This is a genomic window from Herbiconiux sp. A18JL235 (genome assembly GCF_040939305.1).
Classification (GTDB): domain Bacteria; phylum Actinomycetota; class Actinomycetes; order Actinomycetales; family Microbacteriaceae; genus Herbiconiux.
Genome location: NZ_CP162511.1, coordinates 3,822,529 through 3,840,173, shown reverse-complemented (window position 1 = coordinate 3,840,173; position 17,645 = coordinate 3,822,529). Strand labels below are relative to the sequence as shown.

Here is a 17,645-nt window from a genome sequence, read left to right as displayed (position 1 = left end):
TCCTGATCGGGAAGAGCGACTCCCTTCGAGTCACCCGCCGACCAGACTTCCCGGCGCACCACCAGCAGACTAGACCGTCGCGCGCTCGGTCGCGAACCGTCGACGCCGGGTGTCCTGGTGAGAACTACCCACGTCATCCCGCCCGACCGTGTTTCAGGGCAGGATCGAAGGTGACCGACGCGCCGCGAGAACCGAGGCGAGCGCGCGGGGATCACTTCGGGGGAGGGATTCGCTGTGGCGGAATCTGACGGTGGAGCGGTCGCGGGCTGGTACCCCGACCCGGCGGATGCGAGCATCCAGCGCTATTGGGACGGCACGCGGTGGACGGAGCACGTGCATCCGGCCCCTCAGCCGGCGGCCTACCCGCCGCCGGCGGCGGACTCGCAGGTACCGGGCCGGCAGCCCGCGCACCACGCGCCCGCCGGGCAGCCTGCACCCGCGCAGCAGGCGCCTGCCGAGCGCCCCGCCAAGCCCAAGCGCCGCCGGGGCCTCGTCATCGGCCTGGTGTCGGCGGGTGTCGCGGTGGTCGCCGTGCTCGCGCTGGTGGCGGCATTCATCGTCGTGCCCGGCATCACCTCGCCGCAGGCCTCGCTCTACACCGACCGCTCCGCGATCTACGACTACACCGAGCCGATGCTCGACCTCGAGCGCGACCACGAGTTCCTGCTCGACGTCGACTACGACCTCGAGGCGGTGAACGCCGCCCACATGGAGGAGGCCGGCCTCGAGCAGGGCGAGCGGGGCGGGCCCGACGACTGGGCGGTGCAGGTGTTCTACGACGCCGCGCTCACGAAGCCCGCCCAGTTCCATGCGTTCCAGCTCGACCCGGGCGCCGACATCTCGATCTCGGGCAGCGAGACCGGCACCGCCTTCGGGTCGAACGCGCCCGAGGGCGGTCGCGCCGTGATGGACGAGACCGATCCGGGGTACGACAGCTACCAGTACGGCCAGTGGGGTCTGCACGAGGAGTACTTCCTCGTCACCCGGCTCGAGAAGGACGGCACGCCGAAGGAGAAGCCCGTCGTCACCCGCTTCACCGTGAAATCGGAGCTCGAGGTGCCGGATGTCACCTTCAGCGACCCCGCCGGCGACGGCACGATGACGCTCTCATGGGACCCCGTCGAGGGTGCCGAGTCGTACATCATCGTCACCGCATCCGACGCCACCGGCGATCAAGGAAACCTGAGCCTCGTGGCCGAGGTCGACGGCACCGAGTGGTCGAGCGCCACCGACATCTACGACGTCAACGACGCCCCCTGGGTCACGCAGCAGAACGTGAACCTGAAGGCGTTCAGCTACCGGGCGGGCTCCGACGACCAGCAAGACGGCAATCCCTCCGAGGAGTACGAGGAGAACGTCGGGCAGGCCTTCGACCTCGGCGTGATCGCCACCGGCGGCGGCCACTACTCGCCGTACTCGCCGCACGACCTCGTGCGAACCGCGGGCTCGCTGCCCTTGGAGGTGGCCTTCTACGCCGCCGGCGACCTCAAGAAATGGGGCGCCAGCGGCTACATCGAGGGCATCGAGAACGTGCAGACCATCCTCCCGTTCACGGGCATCGACGGCCGCACGCGGTCGACGGTCGCCTACATCGACGAGACCGGCATCCTCGACTACGGCGACCGCTGGATCTTCCCGCTCCGTGGCCGGGGCACCCAGCTCGGCGAATGGATCCCCGTCACGAAACGGTCGACCCCTGATCCCGTCGCCGCCGCCGCTCAGTTCAACGCCGCCGCCGAGGCCGCGGCGCCCGACACGGGCCTGCCCCGCTTCGAGGCGTACGCGCCGCCCGAGAACGTCGACGAGGAGCCGCTCGCCGAGGCGCCGCCCACCGACTACCCGGTCTACGGCAGCACCGACTTCACGAAGTACCTGGCACAGCACATGATCGCGCAGACCACGTCGATCGACATCTCGGAGTACGTCGACCAGCCGGGTGCGCCCGACCCGTACGACGCCGCGATGGAGGCCCGCTATCAGAACCCGTACGTCTTCAACGTCAACTACATGGGGCTGCGCGACGGCGGCGACACGCTCCTCGTCACCTACTCCATCCCGACCGACGAGGTGAAGGCGCTGCAGGCGAACCTCAAGCAGCGGGTCGACGAGGTGGTGGGTGCGGTCACGACCGACGACATGACCGCCGCCCAGAAGGTGACGGCGTTGAACGACTGGCTGGTCGCGAACGCCGAGTACGACGACGAGGCGTTCGCCGAGATGCAGGCCCAGCAGGCCATCCCGGTCGGGCGGGAGGCCGCGTGGAACGCGACCGGAACGCTCCTGCTCGGCACCGGGGTGTGCGCCAGCTACGCCTACGCCTTCAACGCTCTCGCGAACGCCGCGGGGGTCGAGACGGTCGTGGTGTCGGGTGACGTGTACTCGGGCGGAGCCCACGCCTGGAACAAGGTGCTCATCGACGGCGCCTGGCTCGCCGTCGACACCACCTGGAACGACGGGGGCGACCCGTCGGCGTACCTGATGATCCCCGACTCCGGCTTCACCGACGTCGCGGCCAGGGCCGAGAACGACAACTGGATGATCGACTCCTCGATCCCGGCCTACGCCACCCCTTAGCTCGAGCGTCGGCCCTCGGCACCGACGCCCGCACGACGGCCGCGGTGACGAGGGCCGTCGCGGCCGAGCCGGCGAGCACGGCGGGCACCACCGCCACGGGAGCGACGAGCAGCGACCCCACCACCGCCGCGGTCGCACCCACGACGAGCCCGGGAACCGCCGCGCCGAGCACCTCGGCGATGGCCGCACGGCCGAGATGCCGTCGCTGCCAGCCCATCGCCCGCAGGGCGTCGGTCTCCGTGTGGCGGCGCGCGAGGCCGAGCCGCCGCACCACCAGGATGAGCGCGCACGCAGACACGAGCGTCACCGTGATGAGCACCCCCTGCGGCAGCAGGGCGGAGGCGGAGGCGAACCGGCCGAGACGTGTCGCACCCGCCGCCTGACCGCCGAGGCGCACGACGACGACGGCCGTAGCGGTGGCCAGGAACAGCAGCGCGAACCCCAGCGCCAGGGTGGTGGTCGACGAGCGACGTGCGGAGGCCAGACGCACACCGAGGGCGTCGGGCGTGGTCGGTCGGGGGCGCGCTGCGGCCCGCCCGCCGACGCGGGGCGGCGCCTCGGGGCGCGAACCCCTGAGCACGAGCACCGCGGAGATCGCGGCGCTCGCGGCGACCGCGAGCACGGCTAGCGGCAGGGTCACCTCAGGCACCGCAGACAGGAGCAGGGCAGCCGCCGCGAGCGCCGCGAGCACGACGAGCGCGACCGCCTCCTCCGCCACCAGCCAGCGACGAATCCGCGCCCTCGGCCAGCCGATCTGCCGCAACACCACCGTGTCACCGCGCCGGGCGGCGACCGAACCGAGCTGCACCGTCACGAGCAGCGCGGCCCCGGCGACCATCGCCATCACGACGAGCGCCAGATCGGTCGCCGAGACGCCGTCGGCGGCGCTCGCGGCCGCACCTAGGCGCGAGTACTCGAGCGCCACGACGGGCGCGGGCGCGCCCCCGGCCGATGCGGCGGACGCAGCGGTGGGAGCCCCGCCCGAGCCGGACGCCACGACCGCCCCGCCCGAGCCGGTCGCGCCGACCGCCCCCTCCGGCGCCCGCAGCGTCACCGGCACCGTCTCGAACGACGACCCCGCCACCACGGTCGCCGTCAGCCCCAGAGCCCTGATGCGCGCGGCGACGTCGAGGATGCGCGCCTGCGCCTCGGGCGTGTACCCCGCCACCCCGGCCACCCGCACCCTGATCGACGACACCGGCTCGTCGACGTTCAGGTACTGCGCATTCTCCAGATCGGCGACGCCGAGCGCCCCCGACACGTTCAGGCCGAGCCCCGACCATGACGCCGGCACGGCCGCCGCGGGCGAGCCCGAGGCGTCGAGGGCGAGCGGGTCGGCCACGTCGTAGCCGAGCCCCACCCGGCCGAGCCCCGCCCCGGCGGGCTGCAACTCCTCGGGCGTGAACGATCCCACCGGCCAGGTAGCGGTCTCCGACGGCCCGAGGCCGGCCGCCTCGACGCTCGGGATGGGGGAGAGCGTGGTGAAGAGCAGCTCGCCGTCGTCGACACCGGAGGCCGTCAGCTCGACCGTGGGTCGCGCATCCGGGTCGTCGGCGGCGATCACGGTGGGGCGCGCCACCGAGGCGGCCTCGGGCGCGATCGACGACAGGATGGGCGAGCCCGCGAGCCGGAACAGCGGGTAGCTCGCGTACGACGGCTGAGGTGGCAGCGTGAAACCGGGCCAGCCGATGTCGACCGCCGCGAAGCTGAGCGGCGAGAGGGCGTCGCCCGGGTCGCCGGTGTAGATCGTCGTCGGTGACCCCGCCGGTGCGGCCGAGACGTGTGAGAGGTCGACGCCGCGCACGCCCCCGCCGTCGTCGGTGATGCCCTGGAGCGCCTGGGCGGCCACCCCCTCCGGCGTGTCGAGAGCAGCGAGTTCGACGCTGAGGGTCGACGACGGATGCTCGACGGTGCGGGTGAGCACGGGCATCGGCTGCGAGGCGACGCCCTTGTCGAACAGGGTGAGCAGGTCGTCGCCCGGGGCCGGCGGATTCGCCGCCGAGAAGAAGTGGTCTGCCGTGCGTCCGATGAGCTGACTCGTCGCGATGAGCGGGTCCATCACCGAGCCCGACGCCCCGAGCAGCTTCTTCTCCTCGACCGGGTCGACCAGCACCAGGTGAGCCGTCTGCACCGCCTCGACGGGGAGCGTCAGCGCCACGACGCCCTGCCCGGGTGGCAGCCCGTCGGCCGCGCCCGCATCGCCGTAGATGTAGTCGATGTTCGCGGCCACGTCGGTCTCGAGCCCGTAGCCGACCTCCCCGGTCGAGGTGACGACACGGATGCGGTTGCCGCCCCCGGCGCCGGTGTCGGTGTCGGCGTCGGTGGGGAAGCCGGTCCACGCGCTCTGGTCGACCACGAAGTCGACCGAGCCGCGCACGGTGCGCGGCTCGGTGATGCCGTCGTCGAGCAGCAGCGAGGTGGTCGCCCGGTAGGCCCGCGGGCCGTCGGCCGAGCCGTCGAGCGGGATGGTCAGCGTGACCTTCGACACCCCCGTGGTGGTGGTCGAGATCTCACCGATCGGAGCGGCGACCTCGACCCCCTCGAGCCCCTGAACCCGTGCCACCTCGACGTCGGAGAGATGCCCCAGGGAGGCGTCGGTGACGGCCGACGGGGGCAGCAGCGTCTCCCCGCCCTCCACCAGCGGCGACGCTCCCGCCGCGGTCACGAGGATGTCGTAGTCGCCCCGCCAGTTCGCGTCGAGGGTCTGCTGCAGCAGCTGCGACGAGGTCGACTGCAGCAGCGACGCGGCGACGAGCACCGCGCCGATGAGCCCGAGAGCGACGAGACGCAGGCGCCCGCGGGCCACTCGCCGCAGCGGCCCCGGCACCCGGTCGATCGGATGCGCGGTGCGCCGTCGCGTGGCGGGTCTCGTCACCGGGGGCGCCGCATCAGGCCATCACCGTGCGCGAGTCGGCCGCGTCGATGAGATTCGGGTCGTGGGCCGAGACCAGCACGGCCGTGCCCGCATCGGCGAGCCCGCGGAGCAGCGCGATGACGGTGTCGGCGTTCTCCCGGTCGAGACTCGCCGTCGGCTCGTCGACCACGAGCAGTGGTGGATCGAACAGCAGGGCCCGGGCGAGCGCAACGCGCTGCCGCTCGCCGCCCGACAGCTCCTCGGGTCTCGACCGCATCCGCTCGCCCACGCCGAGTCGGCGCAGGAGGTCGCGTGCCGCGCGGCCGCGGGCCCTCGTCTCGCCGTCGGGCACAGCGGGCAGCAGCACGTTCTCGAGCGCCGTGAGGCCGCTGAGCAGCACCCCGCCCTGATCGAGGTAGCCCACGTGGCGACGGCGCAGCGCCGTCACCGCGTCGTCGCCGAGCTGCGTGACCGCGGTGCCCGACCACGCGACGACCCCGGCGTTCGGGCGCACCAGCCCGGCGGCGGCCTTCAGGATGCTGGTCTTCCCCGAACCGCTCCGCCCGGCCAGGCAGTGCATCCGGCCCCCGACGACCTCGAAGTCGAGGTCGTCGACGATGCGGAGCTCGGGTCGGCCCGGCCGTGGGTAGCGGATGCCGAGCCCGCGCACGCAGAGCGCGGCGGGCGCGGGGCGGTCTGGTGGATTCGTCATGCGGAGCTCGATCGTAGTCGCCGGGAGGGTCTTCCGACCCCGGCCTGGGTGGGGCTGGCGGGGACACTCTGGCTCGGGCGCGGCCCCGGCTTGATAGCCTCGGGGCATGGCCCGCCGGAGGGAGTTCGACGAAGACGCACTGCTCGACACGACAGTCGTGCTGTTCTGGGAGCGCGGATACGCGAACACGTCGATGAGCGACGTCGCCGAGGCGAGCGGCGTCGGCAACGGGAGCATCTACGCCGCATACGGCTCGAAGTCGGAGCTGTTCCTCGTCGCCCTGCGTCGCTACTGCGCCGGGCGGGTGGAACTCGTGCGTGAGGCGATGGCGCGCGAGGGCGACGTGGTCGAGGTCGTGCGGCGATTCTTCGAGGCGATCCTCGACGAGTGCTCCGAGCATCGGCCGAGCTGGGGCTGCCTCATGCTCACCTCGATGGCGTCGCTCGGCCGGGAGATGCCGGAGGTCGCGGCCCTCACCCACTCGACGATCCGCGAGATGGAGCGCATCGTCGCAGTGCGTCTCGACGGCGGGCGCGGTTCCCTGCGCCCGCCCGTGCTGCGCGATCTCGCGGCCACCGTGGTGCTGGCGAGCCAGGCCATCCTGCAGGCGAGCCTGCTCGAGCCCGAGCCTGCCCGCCTGCGACGGTTCGCCCTCGCCTCGGTGGAGCGGCTGGCGCCGCGCCTGGCCGAAGCCGCCTGAATCGGCTTTTCGTGCAGAATCCGGGGTCCGGCTCGAATCTGGAGTGACGAATCCAGCATGATGGTGGCATCGACGAAGGGCCACACCGTGAGCGACTCGAACTCCCCCCTCGGCCAGTACCTGAGGGCCAGGCGCGACGTGCTGCGCCCTGAAGACGTGGGGCTCGTCGCCGACCCCGGCCGCCGGGTGAGCGGCCTGCGCCGCCAGGAGGTCGCCACCATGGCGGGCATCAGCCCCGACTACTACCTGCGGCTCGAGCAGGGGCGTGATCATCAGCCCTCGCCCCAGGTGCTGCTCGCCCTCGGCCGCGCGTTGCAGCTCGACGGTGACGCCACCGCGTACCTCTTCCGCCTGGCCGGTCAAGCGGTTCCCCAGAGCCGTGGGCGCGCCCCGGGGTCGACGTCGACCGAGACGATGGACAACGTCACGACCCTGTTGAACCAGTGGACCAACGCACCGGCGTACGTGCTCGACCGCAACCAGGACGTGCTCGCCGTGAACCCGCTCGGCCGGTCGTTCATCCCCTTCGGCCTCCCGCCCGGCGCGAACATGCTCGAGGCCATGGTGAGCGGCTCCCTGGCGGCGACGGAGCGGCACGAGTACTGGGACAGGGTGGTGCGCGACACCACGGCCGCCCTGCGCTACTACGGCGACCCCGACGACCGCCGCCTGCAGCTGCTCGTGGCCTCCCTCTCGCAGCGCTCGAAGGTGGTGCGCGATGCCTGGGCGAGCCACGAGGCGAAGCCGAAGCGGGGAGGCGTGGCACCTGCGTCGATCGCACCCTTCGGCTACATCAACTTCCGCTGGCAGACCCTCGAGGTGCCGGGAGGGGGCCAGTACCTCACCTTCTTCTTCGGCGACCCCGGATCGCCGGCCGCCGCCGCCATCGAGTACCTCTCCGCCAAGCTGCGGCTCACCGACGAGCTCTCGAAGGCCGGGCCAGAGCTGCCGCCCCCGCTCGGTTCCATCACCGAGACCGACGAGCCGCAGCCCCAGTAGGGTCATGGTCCCGGCAGGGCCACGACCCGCCGTCCGCCCGCCCGTAGCGTGGCGCTCGTTCACTCCTCGAAAGGACGCGCGCCATGACCACTCCCACCATCGTCCTCGTGCACGGCGCCTTCGCCGACGCCGCGAGCTTCGCCCCCGTCACCCGCAGGCTGCTCGACCAGGGCTTCACCGTGCGGGTTCCCGCCGTGCCGAACCGCAGTCTCCTCGGCGACTCCGCGTACATCCGCTCCGTGGTGGAGCAGATCGAGGGGCCCGTGCTGCTCGCGGGCCACTCCTACGGGGGAGCCGTCATCACCGTCGCGGGTGCCGCCGACAACGTCGTCGGGCTCGTCTACATCTCGGGCTACGCGCTCGACGAGGGCGAGAGCCTCGGCCAGCTGCAGGGCGGCTTCCCCGACTCCGAGCTCGCGGCCAACCTCGTGTACACACCGTTCCCCGTCGAGGGCGGCGAGCCGGGCACCGACGTGTCGGTGAAGGTCGACGCCTTCCCCGAGGTGTTCGCGGCGGGCATCGATCGGGCCGACGCCGAGCTGCTCGCCGTGGGCCAGCGCCCGCTCGCCGCGCTGGCGTTCAGCGAAGCGGCCCCCGTCGCGGCCTGGAAGACCAAGCCGGGTTGGGGCATCGTCTCCTCGGCCGACCACACCATCAACCCCGACGTCGAGCGCTTCGGCTACCAGCGGGCCGGGTTGCGCTCGGTGATCGAGATCGACGCCCCCCACCTCGTGATGCGCTCGCACCCCGACGAGGTGGCCAAGGTCATCGCCGACGCCGCGGCCGAGCTCGCCTGAGGCACGACATGACCGACACCGCCACCTCCAGCCCGATGACCGCCAACCCCAAGGGCTACGCTCTCGAACCCGCCGCCCAGGAGTTCTGCGAGGCCACCGTCGCGCCGCCCTACCTCTACCAGCTGCCGCCCGAGCAGGGGCGCAGGAACGTCGACGCCGTGCAGGACTCGCCGATCGACAAGCCCGAGGTCGACGACACCTGGATCACCGTCGAGGGCGGGCCCACCGGCTCGGTGCCCGTGCGCATCGTCAAGCCGCTCGGCTCGACCGGGCCGCTGCCGGTGATCGTCTACACGCACGGCGCCGGCTGGGTGTTCGGCGACGCGCACACCCACGACCGCCTGGTGCGCGACCTCGCCATCGGCACCGGCGCCGCCGTGGTCTTCCCCGAGTACACGCGGTCGCCCGACGTGCACTACCCCGTGGCGAACGAGCAGTCGTACGCGGCCGCCGTCTGGGTGGCCGCGCACGGTGCCGAGCACGGCCTCGACGGCTCCCGGGTCGCCATCGCCGGTGATTCGGTCGGGGGCAACATGGCCATCGCCCTGACGCTCATGGCCAAGGCGCGCGGCGACATCCGCTTCCGTGCCCAGGTGCTGTTCTACCCGGTCACCGATGCGGCCTTCGACGACGGCTCCTACGAGGAGTTCGCCGAGGGCTACTGGCTCACCCGCGACGCCATGAGGTGGTACTGGAACCAGTACACGACGAGCGAGGCAGAACGCGCCGAGATCACCGTGTCGCCGCTCCGCGCGACGGAGGCCGAGCTCGCCGATCTGCCGCCGGCCCTCGTCATCAACGCCGAGTGCGACGTGCTGCGCGACGAGGGCGAGGCCTACGCCTCGAAGCTGCGCCGGGCGGGCGTCGAGGTGACGGGGGTGCGCTACGAGGGCATCATCCATGACTTCGTCATGGTGAACAGCCTCCACGACACGCCCCAGTCGAAGGCGGCAGTGGCCCAGGCCGCCGCCTTCCTCAAGGAACGCCTGGCGGGCTGACCTGCCGCGAGCGCGTCGACCGTCGTGCCCGCTCGGTGGGATGATGGGACCCGGGGAGGTGATGGCGTGCTCCTTCCCTCGAACCCCACCTGCGTGCTGGTGCAGATGCAGGCCACCACCCTCGGAGAGGCGCCCGCGCACCGGCACATGAACCGGCACGCGTTCGGCTCGGTCGCGCTCTCGCACATCGCGTCGGTGCCGCAGCGGGTCGAGGCGCTGCTCGACGAGGTGCCCGCTCACGCCCTCGAGAGCACGCAGTTCCAGTTCGTGCACTCGGGTTCGCTCATCGTCGAACAGAACGGGGAGCAGACCTCCTACGCGGCGGGCGAGGTCGCCGTCTACGACGCCTCGCAGCCGTTCGGCTTCGTCTACCGCCACGACTTCTCCACGACGATCGTGCAGGTGCCCTCGCTGCTCGTCGGAGCGCCACCCCCTCGATCGGCAGGCCGCCTCGACCCCGCGTCGACGGGGCGTGCCGTGCTCGGAGGTCTCCTCCGCAGCTCGCCCTGGAGCGCCCGCTCCCGCGCCGACCCGATGGAGTTGTCGTCCGCCGTGATCGGAGCACTCAGGCTCGCGGTGGCCGAGAGCACGGCCGTGGCCGGCGGCGAAGGTGTCGGCGCGCACCCGCCCGCCGATGTTCTCCGCCGGATGGTGCTCGATCACGTGCACCATCACCGGCTCGATCCCACCCTGTCGGTGGGGTCCACTGCCGCCGCACTCGGAGTGTCGTTGCGCAGCGTGCATGGCGCCTTCGACGGTCGGCCCGAGACCCCCGGTGCCCTCATCAGGCGGCTCCGGCTCGCGACCGCGGGCGAGCTGCTGCTCGACGGGCACGCCGTCGCCGACGTCGCCCGCCGGGTCGGCTACCGTGACACGACTGCGTTCATCCGCTCCTGGGCGGCCTTCACCGGCAGCACTCCGGCGCGTTGGCGCCGTGAGCAGCTCGGCGGGTAGTGCTCGACGGGTAGTGCTCAGCGGCGATTCGCGGGGTCTTCGAAGAAGCCGATGAGCTGGCGCAGCGCCGCCTCGGCGTCGGCCTCCGCCTCGGTGTCTGCCTCAGCGTCGGCGTCGGCGTCGGCCGCACCCGCGGCGTCGGCCGCGTCGGCGCTCGCGAACGACGCCAGATACCCCGGCACCGCCTCGGGGGCCGAGTGAGCGGGGAACCCCATGGTCCAGTCGGGGAAGTGCCGCGCATCCGACAGCTCTTCGATCAGCACCCAGAACCGGGTGTGCCTGGCGTCGTCGCGGATGACCTCCACCCGCCGCCGCACGGCCTCCTCCGGCCCCTCGAGCACCTGCAGGAACCGCTCGTCGCGGTACAGCAGCATGCCCGTCAGCCCGTCGCGGGCGTTGTTCTCGCGGCTGTGCTCGAGCAGCTCGAAGAGGTCGTCGTCGCCGAACGGCACCACCGCCGTGCTCGAATAGACCACCGAGAGCAGCGCCGTGCCGGCGTCTTTACGCGTCATGCCCCGCCCCTACGCGCCGAGCGCCGCATCGACGATGCGCTTGGCCTCGGCCTGCACCTCGGCGAGATGCTCGGGGCCCACGAAGCTCTCGGCGTAGATCTTGTACACGTCCTCGGTGCCCGACGGGCGGGCCGCGAACCAGGCGCGCTCGGTGACGACCTTCACGCCACCCACGGCCGCACCGTTGCCGGGAGCGTGCGACAGCTTCGCGACGATGGGGTCTCCCGCGAGCTCGGTCGCCGTGATCGCCTCGCCGTCGAGCTTCGCCAGCACCGCCTTCTGCGCCTTCGACGCGGGGGCGTCGACGCGCTCGTAGACCGGCGACCCGAACTCCTCGGTGAGCTCGGCGTACAGCTGCGACGGGGTCTTTCCCGTCACCGCGAGGATCTCGGAGGCCAGCAGCGCGAGCAGGATGCCGTCTTTGTCGGTCGTCCACACCGAGCCGTCGAAGCGCAGGAAGGATGCGCCCGCCGACTCCTCGCCGCCGAAGCCCACCGAGCCGTCGATGAGCCCGGGCACGAACCATTTGAACCCCACCGGCACCTCCCAGAGGGTGCGGCCGAGCGAGCCGGCGACCCGGTCGATCATGGAGCTGGAGACGAGGGTCTTGCCGATCGCCGCATCCGGCTGCCACCCCTCGCGCCGCGAGTAGAGGTACTGGATCGCGACGGCCAGGTAGTGATTCGGGTTCATGATGCCGGCGTCGGGGGTGACCACGCCGTGGCGGTCGGCATCCGCGTCGTTGCCGGTGGCGATGTCGTACCTGTCGCGGCTCGCGACGAGGGAGGCCATGGCGTAGGGGGAGCTGCAGTCCATGCGGATCTTGCCGTCCCAGTCGAGCGTCATGAAGGCCCAGCGGGGGTCGACGGTCTCGTTGACGACCTCCATGTTGAGGCCGTAGCGGTCGCGGATGAGCTCCCAGTACTCGACGGAGGCGCCGCCGAGCGGGTCGGCGCCGATGTGGATCTTCGACTTCGCGATGGCGTCGAGGTCGATCACGTTCACCAGGTCGGCGACGTAGTGCTCGCGGAAGTCGTAGCCCGCGGTCGCGACACCCGCGCCACGCTCCACACGCTTGACGTCGACGAGGCCGCCGGCGATGAGCTCGTTGGCGCGGTTCGCGATCCAGCCCGTGGCGTCGGAGTCGGCGGGGCCGCCGTGCGGCGGGTTGTACTTGAAGCCGCCGTCGGCAGGCGGGTTGTGGCTCGGGGTCACGACGATGCCGTCGGCCTGGTCGTCGTGGCCCTCGCTGTTGTACTTCAGGATCGCGTGCGAGACGGCGGGCGTCGGCGTCCAGCTGCCGCGCGAGTCGTTCCACACCGTCACGCCGTTCGCGTTCAGCACCTCGAGCGCCGTGTGCTCCGCCGGGGCCGACAGGCCGTGCGTGTCGCGACCGATGAACAGCGGGCCGGTGATGCCCTGCGCCGCGCGGTACTCCACGATCGCCTGCGTGATGGCGGCGATGTGGTCTTCGTTGAACGCGGTCTTCAGCGACGAACCGCGGTGACCGCTCGTGCCGAAGATCACCTTCTGCTCGGGGTCGTCGACGTCGGGGTGCAGCTCGTAGTACGCGCTCACCAGGGCGTCGACGTCGATCAGGTCTTCAGGAAGGGCCACGGTGCCGGCGCGCTCATGCATGATGCAAGTCTGGCACGCTCGCTAGGCTCAGGGTATGTCAGAGACCTACAGCTACCTGGGGCCCTCCGGCACCTTCACCGAGGCCGCGCTCGCGCAGGTGCCCGAAGCGGCGGGCAAGCCCTGGCGGTCGGTGAACAACGTGGGCGAGGCCCTCGACGACGTGGTCTCCGGCCGGTCGACAGCGGCCATGATCGCCATCGAGAACTCCATCGAGGGCGGGGTGACGGCGACCCTCGACGCGCTCGCGAACATCCCCGGCCTCCGCATCGTCGGCGAGTACCTCGTGAAGGTGCAGTTCGTGCTGGTGGCGAGACCCGGAACGACGCTGGCGGATGTGCGGGTCGTCAACGCGCATCCGGTCGCCTACGCGCAGACCAGGCGCTGGCTCGACACCCACGTGCCCTCGCACGGGCACATCCCGTCGTCGTCGAACGTGGCGGCGGCTCTGTCGCTGTTCGAGAACGAGCACGCCGACGCCGCCGTGGCACCGCCGCAGATCGTGGGGCAGGGCGACTTCGAGGTGCTCGCCTCGGGCATCAGCGACAACGCCAACGCGGTCACCCGCTTCGTGCTCGTGTCGCGCGGAGCGAGCCTGCCGGCGGCCACCGGCGCCGACAAGACGAGCATCATCGCCGAGCTGCCCTCCGACCGCTCGGGTGCTCTGCTCGAACTGCTCGAGCAGTTCTCGACCCGGGGCGTGAACCTGTCCCTGCTGCAGTCGCGGCCCATCGGCGACGCGCTCGGGCGATACCGCTTCGTCATCGACGCCGACGGGCACATCACCGACGAGCGGGTGGCGGATGCGCTGCTCGGTGTGCGCAGGTTCAGCCCGAAGGTCATCTTCCTGGGCTCCTACCCGCGCGCCGACAAGGCGCAGGTGGAGTACGTGTCGCGCTACGACAACGAGGTGTTCATCGAGGCGCGCGACTGGTTGCGGGGGCTGATCGCGGGGGAGCCGGAAGGGCTCGGGGGTTGAGTGCGGCGTTCTTCTCCGACATCGACGGGACGTTGCTCGGGGCGGATCGGGAGGTGTCCGCTCGCACGGTCTCAGCGATTCGGCGGGTGATCGCGGCGGGGTATCCGTTCGTGCTGTGTTCGTCGAGGCCGCCCGCGTCGATGCGGTTGCTGGAGGAGCCGTGGGCGGGTGCGTCTGACACGCCCCTGCCGCTGATCGCCTACAACGGCGGGCTGGTGCTGCTCGAAGACGGAACCACGGCGGCAGACGTGCGGCTGGCCGCATCCGATGCCCTCGCGATCTTCGACGCCTGCGCGCGGCTCGGCGTGCACGGCAGCTTCTACTCGGGCGACGACTGGTTCGCCTGGGCCGACGACAGGTGGGCGGCGCGCGAGATCGAGAACACGAAGGTGACGCCGCGGGTGGAGGACGCCGCGTGGTACCGCTCGTCGGGAACCCTCGACGCGGCGCCGCCGCACAAGGTGATGTGCATGGGCGCTGCCGACTCTCTCGACGGGATCGAGGCGCTCGTGGCATCGCTGCCCGACGCCGTCGGCTACCGCTCGAAGCCCACCTACCTCGAGATCGCCGCCGCCGGATGCTCGAAGGGCACGGGCGCCGCCGTGGTCGCCGCGCACCTCGGCGTGCCCCTCTCCGACTGCGTCTTCTTCGGCGACAACTACAACGACCTCCCCGCCTTCGAGGTCGTGGGCACCGCTGTCGCCGTCGCGAACGCCCGCCCCGAGGTTCTCGCGGCCACCCCCACTCATACCGCGACCCACCACGCCGACGGCGTCGCCACCTACCTCACCGACTGGCTCGCCGCTCGCGCCTGAGGCGCAGGCTCGCGCCACGAGTCACGAGCCACGAGTCACGGCGCGCCTCGCGCTGCGCCAGGCAGCGCCGGTCAGGCGCGGGGTCGGTGGGCGAGATGGCGGATGGCGCCGGTGGGGATGGGGAGCCAGTCGGGGCGATTGCGTGCCTCGTACCCGACCTCGTAGAGCGCCTTGTCGAGCTCGAACGCGTCGAGGAGTGCGCGCTGTGCACCCAGCTCGACTCCCGACCGAGAGCTGTACCCGTCGATGAACGCCTCTCGCGCCTCGTGCGCCCACTCACGCGCCCGCTCCGCGTTCGCGGTGCCGGCCAGCGAGCCCGCGACGTAGTCGAAGGAGCGCAGCATCCCGGCAACGTCGCGGAGCGTCACATCCGGTTCGCTGCGCTCGGCGAGCGGGCGCAACGGCTCGCCCTCGAAATCGAGCAGCACCCAGCCCCGACCGGGCACCGCGAGCACCTGCCCGAGGTGGTAGTCGCCGTGGATGCGCTGGAAGGCCGGCCAGCTCGCCCGTTCGGCGAGGCCGAACACCTCCTCGACCGCCTCGCCCTCGGCAGCGAGGGCCGGAACATCGGCGTAGGCCTGAGCGGCGCGCAGCCGCATGCTGCCGAGGATGCCCTCGATGTCTGACCGCGTCGCCTCCCGCGCGGGGAACAGCCGCGCCAGCTCGACGTGCACCTGGGCGGTCGCCTCGCCCAGGGCGAAGGCGAGTGCCGAGAACGACTCGCCCGCCTCGGCGGCGCGCAGCGCGACGCGCCAGGCGTCCTCGACCTCGGGAATGAACTCCTGCACGAACGCCAGGTGGCCGGATGCGCGCCCCCCTGCAACACGCGGGTCGCCCCACCGGCCGCTGAGGTTGCCGACCGCGCGGGGGACGAGCCGCGATCCGGCATCGGAGAGCGCGGACTGCACGGTGACGTCGGGGTTGGCGCCGTCGCTGAGCGCACGGAACACCTTGCAGATCACAGGACCGGCGGGTTTGCCGTTCGGGTGCACGAGCTCGTAGACGATCGAGGTGTTCGACTGTTCGCCGCGAAGAACGTGCGAGTCGGCGACCCGCACCTCGGTGCTGGTGAGGGCGTGGTGACCCTCGATCTCGACCCCGTCGGCGAGCTCGCCCGGGGCGGAGTCGTCGTCGAGCATGAGGGCGAGCAGGGCGCGCGTGAAGGCGGGATCGTGAGGGCCGTCGTAGACGTGGACCATCTTGCCGTCGACGCTGGCGCGTTCGACGAGGGCGCGGTCGCCGCCGAGCAGCGGTGCCGACCGGAACGACAGCGGCACCTGGTAGAGCGTGGGGGAGGGAGCCGACTGGTCGAGCACGAGGTGCACCTCGAGATCGACCTGGTGCCGGTGGTCGGTGAGCGACCAGAGCCCGACCCGGGTGAAGGAGGGTTCGTTCGCATGGCTGGAGTACCAGCGTTGGCTGCGGATCCAGTCCGCGACCGCGGGCCTGACCTGCCGGGACGACGTGGTGCGCATCGGGGAGACGCTCATGCTCCGGACCCTACGCCGCGCCCCGCCGATCGGCCACAGCCTCACCCCTGAACGTCCCCTCCGAATCGCCACCCCGGCGCGGGAGCGCCACCCCGACGCGACAGCTCACGACGCGGGAGACCCTCCTGGCATGGGCGAAGGAGCTGGGGGCTAGCCCTCGGTGGAGCGGTCGGCCGCGGCCGCGGCCTTACCGAGCTTCACGTCTTTGACGCGGCGGTTCTCGGCGCGCACCTCGGCCTGGATGCGGCGCTCGTTCACGAGCCACTCCGGCGGAGCCTGAAGCAACGCCGTGATCTCGTCGGTGGTGAGGGCCTCGGTGACCCCCGCTCGCGCCAGGCCCGAGATCGACACCCCGAGCTTGCGCGCCACGATGTCTCGCGGGTGCGGGCCGGTGCGCCGCAACTCCACCAGCCACTCAGGGGGCGACTCGAGGAGCTCGTTCAGGGTCGCCCGCGACACGGGTGCCTCCTGGAAATCGGCGGGTGCCGCGGGCAGGTAGATGCCGAGCTTCTTGGCCGCTGTGGTGGGCTTCATGGTCTGCGGTGTCTTCTCGGCGTTCATGTGCTCAGACTAACCGGCGGGGTGTCCCGGCTACTCTGGGGGTGCCGAAACTGTGGAGAAGATCGTCGCCGCCGGCCGTTGTGGAGAGGGCAGGAGGAGCCGGATGACCCCCGAGCAGTCGAAGGCCCACCAGTCGCTGCGGGTCGTCTTCGCCCCCGGAGTGACCCCCGCCAAGTGGTTCCGCATCTGGGAGCAACGCCTCCCCGACGTCCCGCTCGACGTCGCACCCATCGACTCGCTGCCCGACGCCACGTCGCTCGCCGTCGGCGCACTGCGAGACGACACCGCCGATGTCGCGCTCATCCGTCTTCCCCTCCCCGAGGCCGAACGAGCCGAGGGCGCCGCTGCCCGCCTCCACGCCATCCCCCTCTACACCGAGCAGCCCGTCGTCGTCGTGCCGAAAGATCACGAGATCGCGCTCGTCGAGAGCATCTCGCTCGCCGAGATCGCCGAGCTGGGCCGCCTCGACGAAGCAGAGGGACGGCCAGGGGTGAGCTACCTCGAGGTGGCTGCCGGAGCACCCGGCGGCACGGATGCGATGGAGCTCGTCTCCGCCGGCGTCGGCTTCGTCATCGCCCCGAAGCCGGTGGCGCGACTGTACTCGCGACGCGACGTGGTGGCGCGCGAGCTGGTGGGCGAAGGATCGGAGGCGCACGAGCGCCGCGTCGTCCTGGTCTGGCGGGCCGACCTCGACCCCGATCGGGCAGCTCTCGTCGACGAGTTCATGGGCATCGTGCGCGGGCGCACCGCGAACAGCACCCGCGGTGCCGACACCGTCGCCGCGATAGAACGCGAGAAGGCGCGCAAGCCCACCGCCGCGGCCAAGGAGAAGGCGGCCGAGGCCCGCGCCGCGAAGTCCCGCGCGGGTGGCGGGGGTGGTGCCGGAGGCTCGGCCGCGTCGAAGAAGCGCGCCCAGCCCGGCCGCACCCGCCCGACCCCACGCGGCAAGGGCCGCCGCTCCCGCTGACCGGGCCAGCGGATGCTCCCTGCCGCCCCGCCCCGCGCATCCGCTGCCCTGCCGACACGACGCCGACTACTTTCTCACGGACAAAGTCCGTGATAACC

15 protein-coding genes are annotated in these 17,645 nt (G+C 71.8%); 9 read left to right on the top strand and 6 right to left on the bottom strand.

Annotation, left to right across the window (positions count from 1 at the left end; translation table 11 throughout):
• Positions 1-234: 234 nt before the first annotated feature.
• Complete coding sequence (locus tag ABFY20_RS18165) at positions 235-2,574, top strand: DUF2510 domain-containing protein (protein WP_368497604.1); 2,340 nt, start codon at positions 235-237, stop codon at positions 2,572-2,574.
• On the opposite strand, the gene ABFY20_RS18160 is transcribed toward ABFY20_RS18165, so the two are convergent.
• Positions 2,498-5,449 carry a hypothetical protein gene (locus tag ABFY20_RS18160; protein ID WP_368497603.1) on the bottom strand — a complete coding sequence of 984 codons (2,952 nt, stop codon included), beginning with the start codon at positions 5,447-5,449 and terminating at the stop codon, positions 2,498-2,500. The genes ABFY20_RS18165 and ABFY20_RS18160 overlap by 77 nt on opposite strands.
• 13 nt (positions 5,450-5,462) lie before the next feature.
• Entirely contained in the window at positions 5,463-6,140 is a 678-nt protein-coding gene (locus ABFY20_RS18155; protein ID WP_368497602.1) for an ABC transporter ATP-binding protein, read from the bottom strand.
• A 106-nt stretch (positions 6,141-6,246) separates the two neighbouring features.
• On the opposite strand from ABFY20_RS18155, the gene ABFY20_RS18150 reads away from it, so the two are divergent.
• The 5 genes from ABFY20_RS18150 (at position 6,247) to ABFY20_RS18130 (ending at position 10,588) form a co-directional block, all read left to right on the top strand.
• Positions 6,247-6,840, top strand: a complete 594-nt coding sequence (locus tag ABFY20_RS18150) for a TetR/AcrR family transcriptional regulator (RefSeq protein WP_368497601.1) — start codon at positions 6,247-6,249, stop codon at positions 6,838-6,840.
• 57 nt (positions 6,841-6,897) lie between these two features.
• Positions 6,898-7,839, top strand: a complete 942-nt coding sequence (locus ABFY20_RS18145; RefSeq protein WP_368497600.1) for a helix-turn-helix transcriptional regulator — start codon at positions 6,898-6,900, stop codon at positions 7,837-7,839.
• Between the two features lie 83 nt (positions 7,840-7,922).
• A complete protein-coding gene (locus ABFY20_RS18140) occupies positions 7,923-8,636 on the top strand; it encodes an alpha/beta hydrolase (RefSeq protein ID WP_368497599.1) in 714 nt (237 codons plus the stop codon).
• An 8-nt stretch (positions 8,637-8,644) separates the two neighbouring features.
• Positions 8,645-9,634: an alpha/beta hydrolase gene (locus ABFY20_RS18135; protein WP_368497598.1), complete on the top strand. Its 990-nt coding sequence runs from the start codon at positions 8,645-8,647 to the stop codon at positions 9,632-9,634.
• 66 nt (positions 9,635-9,700) lie between these two features.
• Positions 9,701-10,588, top strand: coding sequence for a helix-turn-helix transcriptional regulator (locus ABFY20_RS18130; protein WP_368497597.1), 888 nt, complete (start codon positions 9,701-9,703; stop codon positions 10,586-10,588).
• Positions 10,589-10,605: 17 nt separating this feature from the next.
• On the opposite strand, the gene ABFY20_RS18125 is transcribed toward ABFY20_RS18130, so the two are convergent.
• A complete protein-coding gene (locus ABFY20_RS18125) occupies positions 10,606-11,100 on the bottom strand; it encodes a BLUF domain-containing protein (RefSeq protein ID WP_368497596.1) in 495 nt (164 codons plus the stop codon).
• Between the two features lie 9 nt (positions 11,101-11,109).
• Positions 11,110-12,738, bottom strand: a complete 1,629-nt coding sequence (pgm, locus tag ABFY20_RS18120) for a phosphoglucomutase (alpha-D-glucose-1,6-bisphosphate-dependent) (protein WP_368497595.1) — start codon at positions 12,736-12,738, stop codon at positions 11,110-11,112.
• Between the two features lie 34 nt (positions 12,739-12,772).
• Between pgm and pheA the strand changes: the two genes are divergently transcribed.
• Positions 12,773-13,714 carry a prephenate dehydratase gene (pheA, locus tag ABFY20_RS18115; RefSeq protein ID WP_368497594.1) on the top strand — a complete coding sequence of 314 codons (942 nt, stop codon included), beginning with the start codon at positions 12,773-12,775 and terminating at the stop codon, positions 13,712-13,714.
• Positions 13,711-14,529, top strand: a complete 819-nt coding sequence (locus ABFY20_RS18110) for an HAD family hydrolase (protein WP_368497593.1) — start codon at positions 13,711-13,713, stop codon at positions 14,527-14,529. Before pheA ends, ABFY20_RS18110 begins: the two co-directional genes overlap by 4 nt.
• A gap of 71 nt (positions 14,530-14,600) precedes the next feature.
• Here ABFY20_RS18110 and ABFY20_RS18105 read toward each other — a convergent pair whose 3' ends face one another.
• On the bottom strand, positions 14,601-16,019 hold the full coding sequence (locus tag ABFY20_RS18105) for a phosphotransferase (RefSeq protein WP_368497592.1): 1,419 nt from the start codon (positions 16,017-16,019) through the stop codon (positions 14,601-14,603).
• A gap of 150 nt (positions 16,020-16,169) precedes the next feature.
• Positions 16,170-16,580 (bottom strand): DUF5997 family protein, encoded by a 411-nt coding sequence (locus ABFY20_RS18100; RefSeq protein ID WP_368497591.1) that lies wholly within the window; start codon positions 16,578-16,580, stop codon positions 16,170-16,172.
• A 103-nt stretch (positions 16,581-16,683) separates the two neighbouring features.
• On the opposite strand from ABFY20_RS18100, the gene ABFY20_RS18095 reads away from it, so the two are divergent.
• A complete protein-coding gene (locus tag ABFY20_RS18095) occupies positions 16,684-17,547 on the top strand; it encodes a LysR family transcriptional regulator substrate-binding protein (RefSeq protein WP_368497590.1) in 864 nt (287 codons plus the stop codon).
• Positions 17,548-17,645: the final 98 nt, after the last annotated feature.